Source organism: Paenibacillus sp. XP01 (assembly GCF_057364885.1).
Genome location: NZ_CP139481.1, coordinates 4,170,210 through 4,192,472 on the forward strand (window position 1 = coordinate 4,170,210; position 22,263 = coordinate 4,192,472).

Here is a 22,263-nt window from a genome sequence, read left to right on the forward strand (position 1 = left end):
AAGGAGTACACCACCATGACACCCATCCAAACACAAATTTTAGCGGTTATTGATCAATATGCTTCCCGTTTCAAGGACATTTCATCATATATCGGGGCCAATCCGGAATTAGGAAATGAGGAATATCTCGCATCCGCACGTTTGAAGGAGGAGCTAACATATCACGGCTTTGCCGTTGAAGCTCCCGTTCTCGGTCTGGAGACGGCATTTATCGGCACGTACTCGGCAGCCAAATCCGGTCCGACCATTGCCCTGCTGTGCGAATATGATGCTTTGCCCGAGATCGGTCACGCATGCGGCCATCACTTGATCTGCATGATGAGCTTGGGTGCTGCCGTTGGGCTCAAGTCCTTATTAGATGAAGTGGGAGGAACGCTTAAAGTTTTCGGCACACCTGCGGAGGAAACGCGGGGAGCCAAAGTTCCGATGGCGGAAGCCGGCCTGTTCGATGATTGCGATGTGGCTCTTATGGCCCATCCGTTTTACGCTTACGAAAAGTCGGGAAGCTCGCTGGCCATCGATGCCGTTCAGTTTGAGTTTCACGGCAAAGCTTCGCATGCCGCAGCTACGCCTCATGAAGGCATTAATGCGCTGGATGCGGTCATTCAGACCTTTAACGGCATCAATGCATTCCGGCAACAAGTCAAAAGCAGCGTTCGGATTCACGGCATCATTAACAGCGGCGGACAAGCGGCCAATATCATTCCCGATTATGCTTCCGCCCAGTTCTATGTCCGCGCGGCGACACGCAAAGAGCTGAACGTGCTTACGCAGCGGGTCATTCAGATCGCGGAAGGAGCTGCCCTGCAAACCGGGTGCAAACTGGTGACTTCAAATTACGAAACTTCTTATGATGAAATGGTCACCAACGAGACGTTGTCCGGCGCATTCAGCGACAATTTGCTGAAGCTCGGTATTCCTGCCCGCGAAATCGTTACTGGCAATGACCACGGCTCCATGGACATCGGAAATGTATCGTTGCGTTGTCCCGCGATTCACCCCTATATTCGCGTTGTGGACGAGGTACACACGCTTCATTCCATCGAATTCCGTGATCTGGCCTTGCAGGAACGGGCTTTGGATGGCATGATTCTGGGGGCAAAAGCCATTGCCTTAACGGCCGGCGACGTGCTGACCAACCCGCAGCTGCTTCAATCCATTCGTAAGGAGTTTGAACAATCGACTCGGTAATACCATGTTATCGGCTTCGACGTGTCTGTCTGGTCATGTTATCTGTGACTGGACAGACACTTTTTTATGTATAAGGCAAAGCGCTCAGGATCGGCCAGTGGATCCCAATCCCCCTTCATGAATATTTCCTATAAAAAAAGCCACAGTATCGATATACTGAGGCCATTATAGATTGCTTTATAAAGCATCTTGTAAACTGGGTTCACCCCAGCGTAATTCGACGGTAGATATCCATATATTGTTCCGCGGAAGCATCCCAACTGTAATCCCCGCCCATCGCGTTTTTTACGATTTTCTTCCAGCTTGCTTTATCCCGATAAAACGCCTCTGCCCGACGGATCGTATGCAGCATATCATGGGCATTGAAGTGGGTGAACGAAAAACCATTCCCCTCTCCACTGTGTTCATTGTATGCCTGCACAGTGTCGTTCAGACCACCCGTTTCGCGTACGATCGGCACGCTGCCATAACGCAGCGCCAGCAATTGGCTAATTCCGCAAGGTTCAAAACGCGACGGCATCAGAAAAAGATCGCTTCCGGCATAAAAACGCCGGGACAGCCCGTCGTTAAACAAAATCTGCGCAGACATTTTAAGCGGGTGGCGGTGGGCTGCCTCGCGGAACCAGTGCTCGTAAAACTCGTCTCCCGTGCCCAAAACGGCAAATTGAAGATCATCGTAGTGCAGCAATTCATCCAAAACTCGACAGACGAGATCAAGTCCCTTTGAATCCACCAGACGCGTAACCATCACCATAAGAGGCGCATCCGGACGCACAGGCAGTCCCAGCTCCTTCTGAAGCTCTATTTTATTCTCTGTTTTTTTGGAGAGGCTTGATCTGAATTTCACCGCAATTTTCTTGTCGGTAGCCGGATTGTAGCTCATCGTATCGATGCCATTCACAATTCCGCTGAACCGATCGCCAAGCGAAGACAGCAACCCGTCCAACCCATAACCGTAATAGGCCGTCTGTACTTCCTGCGCATAAGTCGGGCTTACTGTCGTGACGTGGTCGGCATAAACGACCCCTGCTTTCAGGAAATTGACGTTACCATAATATTCTGCGCCTTCCATCGTAAAGTAACGACTATGCAGCTGAAGCAATTCACCGAACACTTCATAGGGAAAAATGCCTTGGTACAGCAGGTTATGTATGGTAAACACCGTACGGATCTCCGTATAAAACGGATGGTGGGCGTAATGTGCCTGAAGCAGCAACGGGATCATTCCCGCGTGCCAATCGTGAGTATGCAAAACGTCTGGCTTGAAATCGATCTTAGGCAGCACTTCGAGCACCGCCCGATTGAAAAAGGAAAACCGTTCTCCGTCATCCATGTAACCGTACACGCCATCCCGCGCAAAATAGTACTCATTATCGACAAAGTAAACGGGAATGCCTTCATGGACTAACATCTCGACTCCGCAATATTGCCTTCGCCAACCGACCGGCACTTCCGTAACCGCGACCGTTTCCATGGCCTGTTTGAATTCGTCCGGAATGCTTTTGTATTTGGGCAATATCACCCGAACGTCGACTCCAGCCTTCTTCAAGGCGAGCGGCAAAGCCCCGATGACATCGGCCAAACCACCCGTTTTGACAAAAGGATGTGCTTCAGCTGCTGCAAACAATAGTTTCATGCCTTTTTCCTCCTCTTTGGTTGCGTCTGAACTTCGTCTTTGGAAGCTTTACCCGATGGGGCCTTCTTTGAAGCTTTCACTTTGCCTTCGGCTGCATCCAAAGCGGATTTCGCGGCTCTCTGGCGACCCGCTTTCTTCAAAATGACAATGCTGAGCGGAGGCAGCACCACTTCAAGGCTATAGGGCCGCCCATGAAATGGAATCTTTTCCGTAGGCAGCTGCATATGATTGAGAGTACCTGATCCTCCATAATCGGAATGATCGCTGTTCAGCACTTCGGTATACATACCGGGACGCATGACTCCGATTCGGTAACGCTTCCGTTCGATCGGCTGAAAGTTAATAATGACCAGGAGTGTATCCGATGGTTTTTTTCCTTTGCGCACATATGAAATGACACTTTGACCATGGTCATCCGGAGTGATCCATTCATATCCTTCAAAGGAATGATCAAGCTCCCACAAGGCTTTTTCGTTAAGGTAGAACTTCGACAAGTCGCGTACGAAACGATGCAGTTTGCGGTGGCTCTCATAATCGAGCAAAAACCAGTCCAGTTGGTCTTCGTCCTTCCATTCGATAAATTGGCCGAATTCGCCGCCCATGAACAACAGCTTTTTGCCTGGGAATGTCATAAAGTAACCCAAAAACGCCCGCATACCGTCAAACTTCTGCTCATATGTTCCCGGCATCTTGTCGAGCAATGATTTTTTGCCATGAACCACCTCGTCATGGGACAGAGGCAGCACGTAATTTTCACTAAAGGAGTACATGATCGGAAAGGTTAGCAAATGGTGTTTGGCTGGGCGCTCATGAAACGGGCTCTTGATGTAATCGAGCGTGTCGTTCATCCATCCCATATTCCATTTGTAATTAAAACCCAGTCCTCCTGCATCCGTAGGGGACGTCACCATGGGCCATGCACTGGACTCTTCGGCCATGACTAACGCGTATGGGAAATAGCGGAATATCGTCTCGTTCAATTCCTGTAAAAAAGATACGGCTTCCTTGTTTTCCAATCCGCCGTCCGGATTCGGACGAAACTGGCCCGGAGATTTTTCAAAATCCAGCCGCAGCATGCTTGTTACCGCATCAACGCGCAGCCCATCAAAATGATACATTTCCAACCAATAAACGGCATTGGAGATGAGGAAGGAGCGGACTTCTGGTTTCGAATAGTCAAAACTGAGCGTGCCCCACCCCGGTCTCTCGGCTAACATCGGGTCAGCATACTCGTATAATGGCGTACCGTCGAACAATCTGAGGCCATGGGCATCTTTGGCAAAGTGGGCAGGAACCCAATCCAACAGAACGCCGATTCCTGCCTGATGAAGCTTGTCTACAAAGTACATCAGATCTTTTGGTTTTCCGTAGCGGCTCGTTGGCGCAAAAAAACCGGTATTTTGATATCCCCATGAAAGGTCATAAGGATGCTCCGTCAAGGGCATAATCTCTACATGGGTGTAGTTCATCTCCAACAGGTACGGAATCAACAGGTCAGCCATTTCACGATAATTATAAAGCGAGCCGTCTGGACGGCGTTTCCAGGTTCCCAGGTGCATCTCGTAAATGTGCACGGGTTTGTTGTATACGCCTCTTTGCTTGCGCCTCCATGCCCCGTCGTTCCACTTGTAACCGTCGATGGAACTGGTTATGGATGCCGTACGCGGTCTGACTTCGGCGTGAAATGCATAAGGGTCGGCTTTGAGCAATTCTTCTCCGTCTTTGGTCAATAAGTGAAATTTGTATAGGGTCCCTTCCTGAATGTCAGGAAAGAAACGAGTCCAAAATCCGGAATTGGGCACTTTATGTAATGGATCCTTTTTTCCGTTCCAATGGTTGCGGTCAAGGGCCAGACCCACTTCCTTCGCATGGGGCGCCCATACCGTAAACCGGTACCCTTGTTGTTGATTTTCGACGACAGGCTGCGCACCCAACATACGATAACTGTGATGAAGGCTTCCTTCATGAAACAAATAAATAAGTTCCGGTGAAATGACCGGATCTGTGAATGGTTCAATCGCCATAAAATCACCTGCTTTTCCCAGAAAATAATAATAACGTTAACCATTACCCCATTCTAGCCAAATTGAAAAGAAAAATGACCGATTTCGAAAATGTTGTAATTTTACAGATTTTTAACCGTATATATCGTTTCATCAGCTCCAAATCGCGTTAATGTATGTACAACTTTCAACAAAAATTTCCGGGAGGGAAACGATTATGTTTAATAAAGATTGCATCGCTATGCTGTTGGCGGGAGGAGAGGGTAAACGTTTGGCACCCCTGACTTCAAGTATCGCTAAACCCGCTGTGCCGTTTGGCGGGCATTACCGGATCATCGATTTTCCTCTCAGCAACTGCGTAAACTCGGGAATCGATACTGTTGGCGTGCTCACGCAATATCAAGCAGGATCATTGCATGAACATATTGGAAGCGGAAAGCCTTGGAGAAAAGAGAACTCGTCTGAATCTGGAATATCGTTGCTTCCATCTTACCATACAGGAAATGACGAATACTTGGGAACTGCGGATGCCATTTATAAAAATATCGACTTTATTGATAAACAAAACCCCGAAAATGTGCTGATTTTGTCGGGAGACCACATTTATCATATGGATTATCGCGAGATGCTGAACGCTCACAAATCCAACAAAGCAGCCGCCACCATTTCGGTGATGGAAGTCCCTTGGAATGAGGCTCACCGTTTTGGCATCATGGCCGCAGACCATGAATTGCGCGTAACCGAGTTCACCGAAAAACCGGCCAAACCAAAAAGCAATTTGGCCTCAATGGGCATTTACGTGTTCAACTGGGAATATCTGAAGCGCCATCTCCTCGAGGATGCTCAAAATCCCGATTCCAGCCATGACTTCGGCAAAGACGTCATCCCGCAAATGCTGAATGAAAGCAATTCGCTTTATGTTTATAATTTTAACGGGTACTGGAAAGATGTCGGCACAGTAAAAAGCCTATGGGATGCCCATATGGATCTTCTGCACAATGATCAGGACTGGAGTCTTCACAAAGAACATTGGCCCATGTTCACGCGTGGCTGGAGAAGCAAAACGAGTACGTATCGAATCCCCGCTTCCCGTACCGAGCATGCCATGTCCATGATCCATGAATCCTGTGCCATTGATGGGCGTGCCGAACGTTCTGTCATTTTCTGCGGGGCCGAAGTCGGCAAAGGTTCGGAAATCAAGGAGAGCGTAATTATGCCTAATGCTCGCATCGGCCGCGGCGTCCACATTGAGCATGCCATTATCGGCGAAGGAGCCATTATCAAGGACGGTGCCATCGTCAAAGGCAGCGCAGACGAAATTGCCGTGATTGGCCCAGGAGAAGTCGTTTCTGCCAAACCGGCATTGCGTACTCAATCCGCGCGAATTTTGAAGGAAGTCTATGAGAAAACCGGTCGACTGCGTGCAGGCGAACTTTCATCATAAGTTTCACTTGGGAATATATAACGAAGGATTTGTATGAGGTTAATTATTCCTGATTTTATAAACAAAAAAGGCGAGCCGTTGAACGGTTCGCCCTTTTTGTTGCTTCATCCTATATCCTTTATTATACATCTTATTTCATTTGAACCGGGACGGATGTAACGCAGCCCTGTGTTTCAATTTCCTAACCATTCTGCCCGGTTCAAACAAGGGATATGCTTTGTTCCTTACGTTGTTCCGATATCCGGTCCTGACTGTTGATCCTCATGTCCCCTTAAATCTTCCTCTTCAGCCAAAGCCGGCAACATCACCGTAACCGTCGTTCCCGAACCCAGCTCGCTTTGCATCGAAACCGTTCCTTCATGCAGTTCGACCAGCTGCTGGGTGATGGCAAGCCCCAACCCTGTGCCTCCGTTTTGATGATTAACCTGAAAGAAGCGGTCTCTGACCTTGCTCAAATGTTCTTCGCTAATCCCGATGCCCGTATCCTGGACAGCAGCAATCACCTTGCCGTCTTCTTCTTTCACGGACAAGTATATCCACGAATTTTCATGCGAAAATTTGATGGCATTATCGACGATATTAAGGAACACCTGCTTAAGCCGATTACCGTCTCCGAACACATTATAGGCCTTCGTTTCATCGGCATCCAGCTTGAGATGGATCTGTTTCTGTTCGGCTTTGGCCCAGACGTTCAACATCGTTTCCTGCACGATTTCCCGAATGCTAACTGTTCCTTTGACCAGTTTCATCTGATTTTGCTGCAATTTCGAGAAATCCAACATCTCTTCAACCAAACCGATCAACCGTTCCGTTTCCTTGGAGATGATGCTCATGCCGATACGCGTCTCATCCGGATCATAGCCGCCTGAATCCAGCGTCTCGCTCCAACCCTTGATACTGGTCAGCGGGGTACGCAGTTCATGAGATATCGAGGAAATGAAATCATCCTTGATCTGATTGCTGCGCACGATTTCCTGAGCCATGAAATTCAGCGTTGAAGCCAGTTCCCCCAGCTCATGCTTATAGTTTCCTTTGACCCTCACATCCAAACGGCCTCGGGCCATCTGTTCCGACACTGCGGTGATGTTGTTGATCGGTTTGACGATGGAATTCGCCATACCGATGCTAATAATGAGCACAACCGCAAGGACGGCCGCACCTACCAGAATGGCTAGTGAACCCATTACAAGCAACCTCGAGTTCACATCCTCAAGTGACGTCAAGTAACGTATAATGTATGTGTTCTCCCCACCTAAATCCATCTTGTGGGATACTGCCATGATCTGCTCACCCGTGTTAGGTTGCCTTCCGACCCAGCGTCCAATGCTGCCATTCATGGCCTGAGTGATGTCACTTGTCTGTATGACGGCTCGCTCCGATTCAAATTCCGTTGAACTTGCGAGCACGCGTCCGCTCATGTCCAGAATCTGCAGCTCCGTGTTATCCAGATGCAAATTTACAAGCAGATAAGACAAATTGTTGCCATCCTCAGCTCCACTTACGAGAGAAAGTGGTTCTTTGAAGTCATTTGTCGCCGTAATCCTTTGGTTAATCGTATTATAGATGCTCTCATAGTAGTATCTCTGCACTGCAAGCATGAAGATGAATTCAACCAGCAGGAGTGCCAGGAACACCACGAAAAAATAATGCAGAACAATCTGCCGGGTAATGCCCTTTTTGATCATTGATCCCTGCCCTTCCACTTATACCCGTGTCCCCATACGGTTTGCAGGTATTCTGGTTCGGAAGGATTGTTTTCGATTTTTTGGCGCAACCGGCGGATGTTCACATCGACGATTTTGGGATCTCCCATATACTCTTTGCCCCATACGTGATCCAGCAGCAGATCGCGGCTCAGCGGCGTGTTTTCTTTTTCGAGGAAGAACTGGATCAACGAAAATTCGGTCGGCGTCAGTTCGATCAGCTCGTTGTTTTTCTTGAACTGTTTGGAGATCAAGTCCAGCGAAAACGGTCCTGACTGGAACGTCACCTTGGCAGCCGTCTCACGATGCACGTTGACCCTGCGGAGCAAAGACTGGATGCGGGCAATCAGTTCCGTCGGACTGAACGGTTTGCTCACATGGTCATCGGCTCCTACAGAGAGCGCATAAACCTTATCCTGTTCTTGGACTTTTGCAGTTAAAAAGATAATACCCATGCGTTCATTCGTTTCCCGAATGCGTCTGCACACTTCAAAACCGTCTATGCCCGGCACCATGACATCAAGCAATGCCAGGTCGATATCCGGCACGGATTGCAAAATGCGGAGCGCCTCATTTCCGTCTCCTGCTTCCAGCACTTCAAATCCGTTTCGTTTCAGGTTGATGACGATAAAACTGCGGATCGATTCTTCATCTTCAAGAATAAGCACTTTACTCATTTAGTTCTCCCTTTCTGTTCAGCTGCGATATATTGTCCAGTAATCCATCATTACCATCCAATTGCGAGCCGCGCGAGGCAATTACATGATCACTCGTTCGAGTGATTTCTTTCCACTTCTTCCCCTTCTCCTGTTCCCATTGGGACATAGTGAAGTAACTGATCTCTCCAACCGTTTCATCGGAATCAATCATTTTGAAGCGAATGTATTTTTCCTTCTCCGATTTGGTATCAATGGTGATTTTGCCATACCACTCGGGTTTTAGATTCAAATGGAACAAATTCGCGTCATCTCGGTATTGGAAGGAAACGAATTTCTTGCCTTCATTTCCATCCCATTGATAAAACGTGTAAAACCACATCCGGTCGTTGAACACATAGTGATCCCAACCCTTTGGCGTCTCTTTCAGTCCAAATTCAATAATACCATCATTGTTGACGTCACCGCTTAAAATTTTGTCATCTCTGTACGTTTGGTCTGGAGATTGGAATGCATTCACCAGTTTGTTGTCTTTTACGTAAACAATCTGGGTAAACGTGCTCCGGTCATCCAACTCGACATCCAGCACGATGCCTGTCCGGTTTTTCGCAACATGGCCGCCAAGAGCGTTATAAATGTCTTTGACAGTATAATCTGACTGTATTCTGTCTACTTCCTTAAAACTTTCTTCATTATATTGGTATAAAGCAACCGATTCGAACCCGCTCGTATTGACCGATACGTTAATAAAGTCGTTCTCCCCATCCCCATTCAAATCCAGTGGATTACCCTGACCGTCATCGATAACCAACTGGTTGTAAGGAACACCGCCCATTACCTGTTCGAGGGCCCCGCCTTTATAGGAGTACACCATCAACGCTTTCTGGGCTTCAAGGCTCACTCCCAGAACGATATCGGGATGGCCATCATTCGTAATATCAAGCAGCTTGAAAGACTCCAGACTGTTACCTGGAACATCGAATGTCAACTTTTTAACCCATGTATCTCCTTGCTCTTCGAGCAGCATGCCATGGATTCGCACATTTTCATTTGGCGTGTCGTAGAAAACGATAGCCTCCCGCGTGCCGTCCCCATCCAGATCAGCTACACGGATCATGCTTGTATTGTTCAGGTCCTTGGGTCGGATCAGTTTACTCTCCGGAGGCTTTTCCTTCTGCACGATATTCAACAGTTTCTCCTTATCCGTCGACATCATCGGCGGCCTCATTAAAGTCAGGGGATCCTTAATAACCGTACACCCACTCAGTAGCGAAACAAGCATCATGGAGACGGCTCCGCCAGCGAATGCTCGCCTCCAGCGCGAATTAAGCAATTTCATCACTCATTTCAATCAAATCAGATTTTTTTCTTGCTGCGTCAGTCTCCGTCCGCGGATATCGAAAACGATGCGGCCTTCTGCAAGCCCCCAGATCCGGGTCGCATGCTTCTCGGCCAGTTCGATCGGCAGCACGGCAATAACGGTTGCTCGTTCCTGTTCGCACAATTTGCGCAGCGTTTCCAGCACGGAATCCGCCGTATGCGGATCAAGCCCCACCACAGGTTCATCGGCCAGAATGACCTTTGCGCCATGAGCAAGGGCCCTTGCCGTAGCGACACGCTGCCTCTCGCCACCGCTCAACTTTTCGGCGGTTTGGTGCGCTTTATCCAACAGCCCCAGCCCTTCCAGCACGTCCATGGCTCCCATGTAATCGTCGGATCTTACCATACCGGTGAGCATCCTCCACCACGGTGTTTGTCCGGCCCGGCCGATCAGCACATTTTTCAGGGCCGTGCGCCTCGGATACAATTGCGGGTTTTGCTCCAAGTATGCCCATTCGCGCTTGATTTTCGTTTTTCCGGACCAGCCTTGGCTCAAAATGTCGACTCCGTCGACGGTAAACTTGCCGCTATCCCATTTTTCCATGAGGGCAAGGCATTTCAAAAGCATGCTTTTGCCGCTCCCGCTGGCGCCTACAACGGCGATCATTTCCCCCTGTTGCATATCGAATCGGATATCGCGCAGCACCGGAATCCGGTCCGCTCCTACGAATTTATTCAAATTCTCTACTCTGATCATCGCGACGTCTCCTCTTGTCCATGTTTTCCTACTACTAGTGTACTCGGAAAAGGACATACATTTCCATGCGAACACCCGCTTCTATTCTACCACAAATTCCTTGGAAGGTTTACGCTTGAATAACAGTCCTCCGATGCCAAAAAGCATGTATAACACCCCGAGCAAAACAAACATGCTTCCCGGCGAGAACCAATGAATGAATTGACCGCCCAGATTGGGACCGATCATGCTGCCGATCGTAAAGTAAAACGAAGCGACCACATTCGCCGCAGGCAAAAACGCCTTAGGCAAAATATCAGCAGCGTACGCCAAGCCAAGCGAAAAAAAGGAGCCGACCAGGCCGCCAGCCACGGTCAAGAGAACCAAGGCCCACCAGAAATGCGTCCCGGCCAGCGGGAAAACCAAAAACGTCGCTCCTCCCATGATCCCGGCAAACATCAATACCGCTTTGCGCCCAAAGCGGTCGCTGAGCATGCCCAGCGGCAGTTGCAAAAGAAGTCCCCCGATCCCGATAAATGGCAGCAGGGACGAAATCTGATTGGCATCCAAGCCGATCCGCAAACCGTATACCGGGAAATTGCTGTTCATTCCGGCTTCCATGTAACCGTATAAAAACGCGGGCAGCAAGGCATACCATGCCCATGCAAAGCTGCGGCGAAAACGTCTCTCCGGCCGTTCGCCCTGCTCTGTCTTTTCCGGTCTTGCATCCGGAAGTTTGATCAAAACCAGCATGAACACGGCCGCCAGGCAAACAAACAACACCCAGAACGGAACCGCTTCTCCATAACCAAGCAGCTTGATTCCCAGCGGCCCGATGCTAAAGCCAAGTCCGTAAGACATGCCATACAAAGAGATGTAGCGCCCCCTCTTTTCGGGCGTTGTTACCAGCAGCACCCAGAGTTGGGCTGCATAATGCAAAGCGCTGTCCCCCAAACCTACGATCAGCCGCAAAATAAACCATACCCTGATATCAGGGATATAAGGAAAAAGGACAAGCGCGAACATGACCAAAACCAGTCCGCTCACGATTAACCGCTTGAACCCGATGGCACCAAGCAATCGTTCCGCAATAAGTGTCATCGCAAAGGAGCCAATATACAGCGCTGCGGCGTTTAAGCCGTTTAGGCCGGGTGAAACGCCTCGCTCCTCCAAAAAGATCGACAGCACCGGCAATAATAACCCCTGGCTTATTCCGGCAACGACAATGACGGTAATCAAGATGAAATAATTCGATAATGAATGTGTGGCGATGCTGCTGTTTTTTGACATAAAATGATTCCCCCTGCGTGCATACAAAGAAAAATCGCCATCGCTGACGACTTTTTACATTAAATAGATATCTAGTTATTCGCCCGGACCCTGCCAGTGGTAAGGCCGTTTGTCCCGGACTTGAACATTATAGTGGACAACGCCCTCTAAAACAAGCCATAATAGTACATAAGTCGCTGCGTATAAATGATGTGACGGGAGGATTCCGCATCGTATGTCTTATCAAGTTAAAATTGATGTTTCACCGATATATGAGATGCTCAACAGCTTCATGGTTTATGTGACGAAGAAATGGATCCAGCATCTGGATATTGGTCCTGAATGGATTCTGGACGTCGAAGGCAAACTAAGTTCCAACGTAAAGGCTGCATTGGCTCCGGCAGCCGCCTGGCCTTTCGACGATTTTGACGTTCTGTTCGCTTGGGCAGCCTATCGCGATTGCGGCCAAGAAAACGAGGATTTCCTTGGCATGCTGGCCGATTCGACCCCCGAGCAATCGCTCGCGAGGATCTCTGCCCTTATGCCGCATATTACAATAGAAGAAACGACGCGCATTTGCAACAGTTATCTTCCTTTGCTTCGTCTTTGGAATGAGCACTATTGCCAGGATATCAGCCAGGATTACCGGTGCTGGATTGAAGAAGACGCCGAAGAGAAACGGATACTGCTTGACAAGATGGGTCCTGAGCTGCTCGTGGAATACGCCACCGCAGGCGTAATCGTCGAACCGACCCCTGGTGTCAAAGAGGTCATTTTGTTCCCGACCGTCCATAATCGGCCTATTAATATGTATAATTTCTATGAAGGCGCGATGATCATGCAGTATCCGATTGATGTTCCGGAAGAGGACGAGGATCAGCCGCCTACCTGCTTATTGCGTTTTACCCATGCCCTTTCCGATCCGGAAAGGCTTCGCCTGCTCCGCTACGTCTCCGGGGAACCCCGATCACTCGCCGAAATGTGCGAAATGCTTGGCAAGGATGAGGATACGGTCAAGGATCAGGTTATGGCGCTTCGCATTGCCGGACTGCTGCGCACCCATTTGCTCGGCAGCAATCGCAAAGAAAAATACAGCATCCGTCCCGATGGCGTTTCCGAATTGAACATGTTTTTGGAATCCTACATACGTATTTGATCCGTATCGGAATGAAATGCGTAGCCGTCGGCTGCAAGGAGTGATTAATGATGAACACCTGGAAACAGCACATATTATTCGATCTCGACGATACGCTCGTCTATTGCAACAAATACTTCAACCTCGTGCTTGGCGAGTTTTTCGAAAATATGCAGGAATGGTTTAAAGGCGATGCCTTGTCCGTTCAGCAGGTTCGGGACAAACAGCTGGAGATCGATGTTACGGGAGTAAACAAAGTCGGCTTCGCGAGCCATCACTTCCCTCAATCGCTGATTGACACGTATCGCTACTTTTCGCAAAAGTATAAACGACCGACGGCTGCTTCCGAAGAGGCTTACCTGCACAAGCTGGGAATGAGCGTATACGAACAGGAAGTCGAGCCTTACCCGCACATGGTCGAAACGTTGGAGAAGCTGAAATCGGAAGGACATTCCCTTTATCTGTATACCGGCGGGGAAAAAGTCATTCAACAGCGCAAAATCGATCAGATGAAGTTATCTCTTTACTTCGATGACCGGATCTATATCCGGCAGCATAAAAACATCGAAGCATTGGAAGGTATTCTGTCAAACGGACCGTTCGACCGCACTGCAACCTGGATGGTGGGCAACTCGCTTCGCACGGATATTATGCCGGCAGTAACGGCGGGCATCCACAGCATTTATATCAAACAGCCGAACGAGTGGCAGTATAACATCGTGGAGCTTCAGCCCAACCCCGATGTGTCCATGTACACGATCACTGCCTTGAAAGAAGTGCCAGAGATTATTCATGAAAATCTGCAGCACCATGCAAAACGAATCTATCGGCATCAGTCGAAATGAGATAGGACTCGTTGCTTCTATGATCCGTCTTCCGAATTAGTCATAGGGCACTGAAGCCAAAATGAAGAACCCAACCACAAAAAAGGACCCGTCTCTACTCTCTCGGGTCCTTTTTTGTCATTCCAGTTTTGGCTCGTACCGTTATCGATCGGCGCCAACCATACGCCTAAACACGTTCTGCAGACAACTTACCGGTGGAGCGGTCCTCAAGGATAATCCTCGCCTTAACGGTGCTCCCGTCTTTCCGTTTAAAGGATAGCACCTGAGTGCTTCCTTTCTCAATCAGCGACTTCAGCATCGTGCCCGTAATTTTTTTGCCCGCATATTCTTTCCAAATGACGAATCGACAGCCTTCCTTATAGCGGGTGCATCCGAAACCTTTATTGCCCTCGATAATATGTCCCGTACACCCCTGCGAAGGACATGAACCTAAAGCTTCCCTGCTTCCTGCGTTTGCCTTGTCCGGGGCTTTGATCGTGCCGGTAGGGGCTGCTGCAGCTGTTCTGCTTCGCGTCGCAACCGACTCCGCCTGCCGAGAACCTGTTGAAGACGAGCTGCTTTTGCGTGCACGGTTTCCTTTCCCTTTGCCGCGGCCGCCACGCGCTTCGTCACCAAACGCGTCCGCCGGAGCCGGTGTCTGGACACGCACTTTATCGATGATGGATAACGTAAACTTTTTCACGTTTTCCATAAATTTGTCCTGCCCTGCTTCGCCTTTGGAAATTTGGTACAACCTTCGCTCCCACTGGCCGGTCATTTCGGGCGAAGTCAACAGGTCGACCCCCGCACGCCGAATCAACTCGATGGCCGTTCGCCCTTTCAGCGTCAATTGCATCTTTTTCCCCTGCATGGTGATATAACCGACGTTTTTAAGCCGTTCGATCGTAGCTGCCCGCGTTGCAGGGGTGCCAAGGCCGCTATCTTTCATCGCGTCGCGAAGCTCCTCGTTCTCGATCTGTTTGCCCGCACTTTCCATCGCACGCAACAACGTGCCTTCGGTATAGCTTTTCGGCGGCTGGGTCGCCTTCTCCTTGCATTCGCTTTTGTGGCACTGCACCGGGAGCTCAGGCCGCACCGAGAACGCCTTGTCCGTCCATTCTTCGGGTTCCTCCTCCTCCTGAGCGCCGGCTTTGCCCCTCTTTTTGCCCGACGTCTTGCCCTTTTCCTGATCCGCTGCGGGAAGAACCGCTTTCCACCCCAACGAAATGAGTTCTTTTACGGATGTTTTGAAGGTGTGTTTCTCCACCTCGGTCAGAACGGTATGCTGCTTATACTCTGCCGGAGGATAAAAATGGGACAAAAATCGCCGGACGATCAAATCGTAAATGTTCTGCTCGTCCTTCGACAACGTCCCCGGCCGCTTCAGCGTAGGCAGGATGGCATGGTGATCCTCCACCTTGGATGGATTGCAGACACCCTTGTTGTTTTTATGCACCAATTCAGGCTTCGCGCCTTGGGCAAGCTCACTGTATGCTCCTGTTTTGAGCATGTTCAGCGTTTTATGCATGCCGTCCAAATTTTGTTCGGTCACGTAATTGGAATTGGTCCGCGGATACGAAATGACCTTGTGCTTTTCATAAAGGGCTTGTGCAATATCTAACGTTTTTTTCGCGCCGTAACCGAATTTCGCATTGGCCTCCCGCTGTAAAAGGGTCAAGTCGTATAACCGGTACGGATACTCCTTTGTCGGTTTCGCCTCGTATTTGGCAATGCGGCCCGTCTTCCCCTTTACGCTCGCTGCAATGCCCTCCGCCGCCTCAAGATCAGTCAGCTTGTCTCCTTGAACCTGCAGCACTCCGCGGTACTCCACATCCTCCTGGCGGAACCAAGCAGCAACCTCGTAGTAAGTCTGGGACTGAAAAGCTTCGATCTCCGTTTCACGGTCATAGATCAGCGCCAAAACAGGGGTCTGCACACGCCCCACGGACAAAAGCGCATTGTGGCGGGTCGTGAACGCTCTCGACGCATTCATGCCGATTAACCAATCGGCCTCGCTTCGCGCCCGCGCAGCATGCGTCAGATTTTCGAATTCGGAAGCATCCTTTAGCCCTGCGAATCCCTTCCGAATGCTTTCGGCCGTCAGGTCCGAGATCCACAGTCGTTTGACCGGTTGACGAAGCTTTAGCTGCTGCTGGATCAATGCAAAAATGTATTGTCCTTCACGCCCCGCATCACAAGCATTAACGATCATGGAGCATTTTTTGGCCAGTTCACCGATCGTTTTCAGTTGATCCTTCGTTTTCGGGTTAGGGACAATTTTGAACTGGTCCGGAATGATCGGCAAATCCGCGAGGTTCCAACGCTTATATTTGCTATCATAAGCATCCGGTTCTGCAAGTCCGAGCAAGTGTCCGATCGCCCACGTAATGATATAGCTTTCGCCTTCCAGATACGTGCGATTGTTCTTGGCCCCGGGTTCCATAACGGCGGCAATGGTTCTCCCCATGTCCGGTTTCTCCGCGATAACCAGTGTCTTCATCCGTCTCAATCTCCTCCTATACCGTCACATGACGGCAAAAAGGGCCTTCCGCCCACGGAAGCCCCTGCTTCTATAATCCATTATATCAGATTTTGATCGCGGGAGCATCCTCCCTCATTGAATTAACCCACTGCCGGTTCATTCACGGCTTGCTTCTGTCTGCATTCGCGGCACACGCCTTGGAAATCCAGACGATGATCCATCACTTTGAAACCGTACTGTCGTTCCACCATTTGCTCCAGTTTCAACAATCCATCCTCCATAATCTCCTCCACGCTGCCGCAGTGCATGCATATCAGATGATGATGATGGTGCGACCCGTCCGTGCTGCGGAGATCAAAGCGGGCAGCCCCGTCGCCGAAGTTTATTTTTTCCACGACCTGCAGATCGCTAAGCAGCTCCAGCGTGCGATAAACGGTAGCCAGACCGATTTCGGGAAACTGCTCCTTCACCAGCAAAAAAACTTCTTCTGCGCTAAAATGGTCCTTTTCATGCTCCAGAAGCACTCGGACCGTGACTTCCCGCTGCTGCGTCAGTTTGTACCCTTTCTCGACCAGCTGCTTCTTTATATATTGAATTTGCTCTTGAATGGATTTGCCCTGGTTATTTGTCATAGCAGGCCGCACCTCCGAAATGTGTTTTCGTGTAAATGACTAGTTCAACCTAAATATTGCTTTGGTTAGTCGTTGTCAGAATATCTTATTTATAATAATTATAATCTAATAATAAGTCTTTCTGGTCAAAAAAGCAATGCCGCTGATCACACTTTCGATCACACTTTCAATGAAGAAACCGCGCTTTCGCATTCATGGCAAAAACCCCCCGCATTTCTGCGGAGGGTTTGTTTGCAGCCAAGTTATAATCATGCTGGCAAAACATGCAAAACTGTTATTTTATAAACGTATTATACGAGAACGGTTGAACCCATCAAATATTTATCCACTTCGCGAGCTGCTTCGCGTCCCTCATTGATCGCCCATACCACCAAGCTTTGGCCACGACGCATGTCGCCTGCGGCAAAGACTTTATCCACATTGGTGTTGTATTTGCCATAACGTGCTTTCACGTTGGTGCGGCGGTCCGTCGCCAGGCCAAGCTGTTCCACCAACGTTTGCTCCGGTCCGTCAAAACCGATGGCGATCAACGCCATTTGCGCAGGGAATACGCGCTCTGTGCCAGGAATCGGCTGATAGATTTTGCGGCCCGTTTCGTCCACGATCCGTTCAATTTGAACCGTGTGCAATTCTTTAAGGTTGCCTTCATCGTCACCCACAAACTTGGTTGTCATGATCGAAAACTCGCGCGGATCTTGACCAAAGATGGCTTTGGCTTCTTGTTGCGCGTAATCCAGTGTATATACGTTAGGGAATTGCGGCCAAGGGTTATTGATTTGATCGCGCTCCAGCGGAGCTTTGGCATGGGTACCGAATTGGGTTACGGTACGGCAGCCATGACGGAGGGATGTCGCCACGCAGTCCGAACCGGTGTCTCCGCCACCGATGACAATAACGTCTTTTTGTGCTGCAGACAGGTAATTTCCGTCTTCGAGTTTGGAATCCAAATAACTTTTGATGCTTCCGTTCAAAAAGTCCATCGCATAATGCACGCCGTTCAATTCGCTGCCTTCGATGTTGAATTCACGCGGTTTGGTTGCGCCGCCGCACAACACAACAGCATCATATTCGTCAACCAATTGCTGTGCAGGTATGTCCTTGCCGATCTCCGTATTGGTCACAAACTGGATGCCTTCAGCCTCAAGCAGGTCGACACGACGTTGTACGACTCTTTTATCCAGTTTCATGGTCGGGATTCCGTACGTCAGCAAACCGCCAACGCGGTCAGCACGCTCGTACACCGTAACGAGATGGCCGGCTTTGTTCAACTGCGCTGCTGCGGCAAGTCCTGCAGGACCGGAGCCAACGACGGCTACGCGTTTGCCTGTACGCTTTTCAGGCGGTTGGGGTACAACCCAGCCTTCTTCAAATCCTTTTTCGATAATCGCTTCTTCAATCGTTTTGATGGTAACCGGCTGCCCGATCAACCCGACCGTACAGGAGCCTTCACACGGAGCAGGACATACACGTCCTGTAAATTCAGGGAAATTGTTGGTTTTGTGCAGGCGATCGAGTGCCTCTCTCCACAAACCGCGATACACCAAGTTGTTCCACTCCGGAATCAAGTTATGCACGGGACAGCCCGACGTACCGCCGATCATATCTATACCTGTATGGCAGTAAGGAGTTCCGCAATCCATGCAGCGCGCCCCTTGCGTTCTCAGCTCTTCTTCCGCCATATGTTTATGAAACTCTTCCCAATCCTTGATACGCTCTGCAGGCTCCCGATCCGCGGGCAGTTGGCGTTTGTATTCCATAAATCCAGTAGGTGTAGACATCTTACATTTCCCCCATCCGTTCTTTTATCTTAATCCCTTCATAACCGAGGCCCTATATGAATGAATTATGCAAACTTCTCATTTTTTGAATATTGTATCACAAAATCTTGTCGAAGATATTTCAATAATAGTAGCATTTCAACATTTGAATATTAAATGGATTATCCGCATAATAATTTGTATTTTATACATCATAGAGGGCCAAAGGACCGCAGGTCAACAACCGGATTTTGGTTATCCAGATACGGGTATTTCGTCTTGCACATTACTTGATCATAAAGAAAAATGAATGCACGTTACGTAAATGTGAGATAATTTGCCATCAAAATCAACGTTTTAAGTAATAAAAGCTAGACAAGTTGAACGAATTGTTCGGATTTAAAGCTTTACAACGGTAAAAAGGCACATCGTTTATACTTTTTCACCAAAATATATAAACCCAATTCACATTTCATTCCTGATGTTGGCACTTTTTATGTTAGTTTTATGTAAAATCTTCGGTCAGACCTTCATATCCGTTTTTTTTCGCTCGAGAATAAAAAAAGAGGGCTACTGTCACTAAACTGGTCCCCATAGACTAGACACTTTGAAAAAAGGGGTTTAGGCTGTGGGGGCCTTTTTGTATACTGGTACTAGTATCAAGGGAGGGTATTATGAGTAAAAAACTTTTTTCTAAGACAGAACAAGACCAACTCTCAACGAACAAGTATGTCACGAAAGTAAGTGACAAATCCATTACTTACTCCGATGAGTTCAAGCGGTTATTTATTAACCAATATTTAGAGGGCAAGACGCCAAGAGAGATCTTCGAAGCCCATGGGTTTAGTGTGGAAGTTTTAGGTATGAAGCGTGTAGAGCAAAGCGCGGACCGTTGGAAGAAATCTTATGAGCAGGGCGGAATCATTGGGCTCATGGATTCCCGTAAAGAATTCTCAGGACGAACGCTTAGACGGGAACAGACGCCAGACGAGATCATCGCCAAGCAGGATGCACGGATCAAACTTCTGGAGTCTCAACTTGAACTGCTAAAAAAAGCAGACACGACAGAAAGGTGGCTGGTAGCCAAGGGAAGAAGCCTGAGCAAGAATAAGCTGTTTGAACTTATTCATGAAACCGTAGGACAGGGATTCAAACGAATGACGCGCTATCTATGCGAACTGCTTAATGTCTCGCGATCAGGATACTACAGTTATCTTAAGGCTGCAGATTCCCGCTTAGAGCGAGCCCGACGGGACGCAGAGGATGGCGCGCTAGTCAAGAAGGCGTTCTCTAGAAGAGGCTTTAAAAAGGGCGCTCGCTCGATCAAAATGGTTCTGGAAAACGAGTTCGATGTCATCTTTAACCGAAAGCGAATTCGCAGGCATATGCGGGATCTAGAACTCGTTTGTCCCCATCGAAAGCCAAATCCTTACCGCCGAATGGCTAAAGCCACCCAAGAACATCGAGTTGTCCCCAATAAGCTACAACGGGATTTCAAGAAGGAGATCCCGGGTCTTGTGCTGCTTACCGACATTACGTACCTTCCATTTGGCCGGTCGGAGATGGCGTACCTATCCACCATTTTGGACGGCTCCACTGGAGAGCTGCTTGCTTACAACCTCTCCGAAAGCCTCACTCTGCCATTAGCAACGAATACGGTTAAGAATCTCATGAAGCAACGACGCTTGAAATTACATAAGAATGCTTTTATCCATTCCGATCAAGGTTGTCACTACACAAGCCCTCAGTATCAGAAACTACTGAAGAAGAAAGGGCTTGGCCAGTCTATGTCAAGGCGTGGAAACTGTTGGGACAATGCCCCTCAGGAGTCCTTCTACGGCCACATGAAAGACCACGTCATTAGTCGAAACTTCTCTACTTTAGAAGAACTTAAACATGAAATCGATCGCTACATCCGCTACTACAACCATCACAGATATCAATGGGGATTAAAAAAGATGACTCCTGTACAATACAGGAATCATCTTTTGTCGGTAGCTTAACTCTCTTTTTCAAAGTGTCCTTGACGAGGGGACCAGTTTACACGAACCATTCGTAACGAGCGCCCTTTTTCTGCGTGCATCATTTTTTGGGATCTTGACCTTTGATGTCATATCTGGGCTCTTTGATCTCAACGTATGCTTTATTTACTTTTTTCGTTCATAAAATTCAAACGTGTAGGGGTAAATATTTTTTTCGTCCTGTTCGCCTTCGATCTGCTCAACGAGCTCCCACTCCGACCAATCGATGTTGGGAAAAAAGGTGTCCGCTTCAAAATGTTCGTGAATTTTGGTCACAACCAACCGATCGGCAAACGGAAGGAATTCACGATAGATCTCGGAACCCCCGATCACGCACAATTCTTCACCTTGGGTTGCACTCAGACCTTCTTCAATCGTATGGACCACTTCTGCCTGTTCAACCTTATAGTCCAGGTCCCGCGTAATCACAATGTTTCGGCGTTGCGGCAGCGGTTTGCCACCGAAAGATTCCCACGTTCTGCGCCCCATGATGATGGTTTTGTTCAACGTACGCTGTTTAAAAAAAGCCATGTCTTTTGGCAATCGCCAAGGGATCGCATTATCAAGGCCGATCGCTCCGTTCTCTCCCATGGCCCATACCAGTTCAATACTCATGTGTATGCACTCCTTTCACCGGATGCAATCAGATGGCAACCGGGGCTTTGATTCCAGGATGATGCTGGTAGTTCTCGAATTCGAAATCTTCAAACTTGTAGTCGAAAATCGAATCCGGCTTGCGTTTGATCACCAGCTTCGGCAATGCAAACGGCTCACGTTCCAATTGGGTTTTGACTTGCTCCAAATGGTTCGAATAGATGTGCACATCTCCTCCGGACCAAATGAACTCGCCCACTTCCAGGTCGCACTGTTGAGCGATCATATGGGTTAATAACGCATAGCTGGCGATGTTAAACGGCAGTCCAAGGAACGTGTCCACCGAGCGCATGGTCAACATACAGGATAATTTACCCTCAGCTACGTAAAACTGAAACGCAAAATGGCATGGCGGAAGCTTCATGCGATTGATTTCGGCCACGTTCCATGCGCTAACCAGATGGCGCCGGGAATCGGGATTGTTTTTGATCGCGTCCACCACGGCAGCGATTTGGTCGATTTTTTCGCCACTCGGAGCTTCCCAGGTCCGCCATTGCGACCCATATACCGGGCCAAGATCGCCGTTCTCATCCGCCCATTCATCCCAGATGCTCACGCCGTTATCCTTCAGGTAGCGAATGTTGGTATCTCCGCTCAGAAACCATAACAACTCGTGAACGACCGATTTCAGATGGATGCGCTTGGTCGTAACCAGCGGAAAACCTTCGTTCAGATCAAAGCGCAATTGGCGCCCAAAGACGGACAATGTGCCCGTGCCCGTGCGGTCTTCTTTGTGAACCCCGTTGTGCAGCACGTCCTGCAGCAATTCCAGATAATTTTTCATGTATTCATCGCCTCAC

At 48.9% G+C, this 22,263-nt stretch carries 17 protein-coding genes; 5 read left to right on the plus strand and 12 right to left on the minus strand.

Features of this window, described 5'->3' with window-relative positions:
* Positions 1–15 precede the first annotated feature (15 nt).
* Positions 16–1,191: a M20 family metallopeptidase gene (locus tag SNR34_RS18725; RefSeq protein ID WP_486179911.1), complete on the plus strand. Its 1,176-nt coding sequence runs from the start codon at positions 16–18 to the stop codon at positions 1,189–1,191.
* Between the two features lie 202 nt (positions 1,192–1,393).
* Here the strand turns inward: SNR34_RS18725 and glgA are convergent, their stop codons facing one another.
* Together glgA and glgB are read right to left on the minus strand one after the other, a co-directional pair.
* A complete protein-coding gene (glgA, locus tag SNR34_RS18730) occupies positions 1,394–2,827 on the minus strand; it encodes a glycogen synthase GlgA (RefSeq protein ID WP_486179912.1) in 1,434 nt (477 codons plus the stop codon).
* On the minus strand, positions 2,824–4,851 hold the full coding sequence (gene glgB, locus SNR34_RS18735) for a 1,4-alpha-glucan branching protein GlgB (protein WP_486179913.1): 2,028 nt from the start codon (positions 4,849–4,851) through the stop codon (positions 2,824–2,826). Before glgB ends, glgA begins: the two co-directional genes overlap by 4 nt.
* A gap of 196 nt (positions 4,852–5,047) precedes the next feature.
* On the opposite strand from glgB, the gene SNR34_RS18740 reads away from it, so the two are divergent.
* Complete coding sequence (locus SNR34_RS18740) at positions 5,048–6,274, plus strand: glucose-1-phosphate adenylyltransferase (protein WP_486179914.1); 1,227 nt, start codon at positions 5,048–5,050, stop codon at positions 6,272–6,274.
* A 224-nt stretch (positions 6,275–6,498) separates the two neighbouring features.
* Here the strand turns inward: SNR34_RS18740 and SNR34_RS18745 are convergent, their stop codons facing one another.
* The 5 genes from SNR34_RS18745 to SNR34_RS18765 all read right to left on the minus strand — a co-directional run bounded on the left by SNR34_RS18745 (position 6,499) and on the right by SNR34_RS18765 (position 11,979).
* Positions 6,499–7,959, minus strand: a complete 1,461-nt coding sequence (locus SNR34_RS18745; protein WP_486179915.1) for a sensor histidine kinase — start codon at positions 7,957–7,959, stop codon at positions 6,499–6,501.
* Complete coding sequence (locus SNR34_RS18750) at positions 7,956–8,654, minus strand: response regulator transcription factor (RefSeq protein ID WP_339272859.1); 699 nt, start codon at positions 8,652–8,654, stop codon at positions 7,956–7,958. Before SNR34_RS18750 ends, SNR34_RS18745 begins: the two co-directional genes overlap by 4 nt.
* Positions 8,647–9,849, minus strand: coding sequence for a hypothetical protein (locus SNR34_RS18755; protein ID WP_339272861.1), 1,203 nt, complete (start codon positions 9,847–9,849; stop codon positions 8,647–8,649). Before SNR34_RS18755 ends, SNR34_RS18750 begins: the two co-directional genes overlap by 8 nt.
* 135 nt (positions 9,850–9,984) lie before the next feature.
* The gene (locus SNR34_RS18760; protein ID WP_236412257.1) at positions 9,985–10,710 is read right to left on the minus strand and encodes a phosphonate ABC transporter ATP-binding protein; all 726 of its coding nucleotides are present in this window, start codon (positions 10,708–10,710) and stop codon (positions 9,985–9,987) included.
* An 81-nt stretch (positions 10,711–10,791) separates the two neighbouring features.
* The gene (locus SNR34_RS18765) at positions 10,792–11,979 is read right to left on the minus strand and encodes an MFS transporter (protein ID WP_486179916.1); all 1,188 of its coding nucleotides are present in this window, start codon (positions 11,977–11,979) and stop codon (positions 10,792–10,794) included.
* A 214-nt stretch (positions 11,980–12,193) separates the two neighbouring features.
* On the opposite strand from SNR34_RS18765, the gene SNR34_RS18770 reads away from it, so the two are divergent.
* Both SNR34_RS18770 and SNR34_RS18775 read left to right on the plus strand, forming a co-directional pair.
* Positions 12,194–13,114 carry an ArsR/SmtB family transcription factor gene (locus tag SNR34_RS18770; RefSeq protein WP_236412253.1) on the plus strand — a complete coding sequence of 307 codons (921 nt, stop codon included), beginning with the start codon at positions 12,194–12,196 and terminating at the stop codon, positions 13,112–13,114.
* A gap of 50 nt (positions 13,115–13,164) precedes the next feature.
* The gene (locus SNR34_RS18775; RefSeq protein ID WP_236412920.1) at positions 13,165–13,938 is read left to right on the plus strand and encodes an HAD family hydrolase; all 774 of its coding nucleotides are present in this window, start codon (positions 13,165–13,167) and stop codon (positions 13,936–13,938) included.
* 166 nt (positions 13,939–14,104) lie between these two features.
* Here SNR34_RS18775 and SNR34_RS18780 read toward each other — a convergent pair whose 3' ends face one another.
* From SNR34_RS18780 to SNR34_RS18790, 3 genes are all read right to left on the minus strand, one after another.
* A complete protein-coding gene (locus SNR34_RS18780) occupies positions 14,105–16,417 on the minus strand; it encodes a type IA DNA topoisomerase (protein ID WP_486179917.1) in 2,313 nt (770 codons plus the stop codon).
* Between the two features lie 122 nt (positions 16,418–16,539).
* Positions 16,540–17,031, minus strand: a complete 492-nt coding sequence (gene fur, locus SNR34_RS18785) for a ferric iron uptake transcriptional regulator (protein ID WP_290371401.1) — start codon at positions 17,029–17,031, stop codon at positions 16,540–16,542.
* Between the two features lie 290 nt (positions 17,032–17,321).
* Complete coding sequence (locus tag SNR34_RS18790) at positions 17,322–18,809, minus strand: glutamate synthase subunit beta (RefSeq protein ID WP_339272872.1); 1,488 nt, start codon at positions 18,807–18,809, stop codon at positions 17,322–17,324.
* Positions 18,810–19,462: 653 nt separating this feature from the next.
* On the opposite strand from SNR34_RS18790, the gene SNR34_RS18795 reads away from it, so the two are divergent.
* Positions 19,463–20,791, plus strand: a complete 1,329-nt coding sequence (locus SNR34_RS18795; protein WP_486179918.1) for an IS3 family transposase — start codon at positions 19,463–19,465, stop codon at positions 20,789–20,791.
* 144 nt (positions 20,792–20,935) lie between these two features.
* On the opposite strand, the gene SNR34_RS18800 is transcribed toward SNR34_RS18795, so the two are convergent.
* A complete protein-coding gene (locus tag SNR34_RS18800) occupies positions 20,936–21,424 on the minus strand; it encodes a dihydrofolate reductase (RefSeq protein ID WP_486179919.1) in 489 nt (162 codons plus the stop codon).
* 28 nt (positions 21,425–21,452) lie between these two features.
* Positions 21,453–22,247, minus strand: coding sequence for a thymidylate synthase (gene thyA / locus SNR34_RS18805; RefSeq protein ID WP_236412248.1), 795 nt, complete (start codon positions 22,245–22,247; stop codon positions 21,453–21,455).
* Positions 22,248–22,263: the final 16 nt, after the last annotated feature.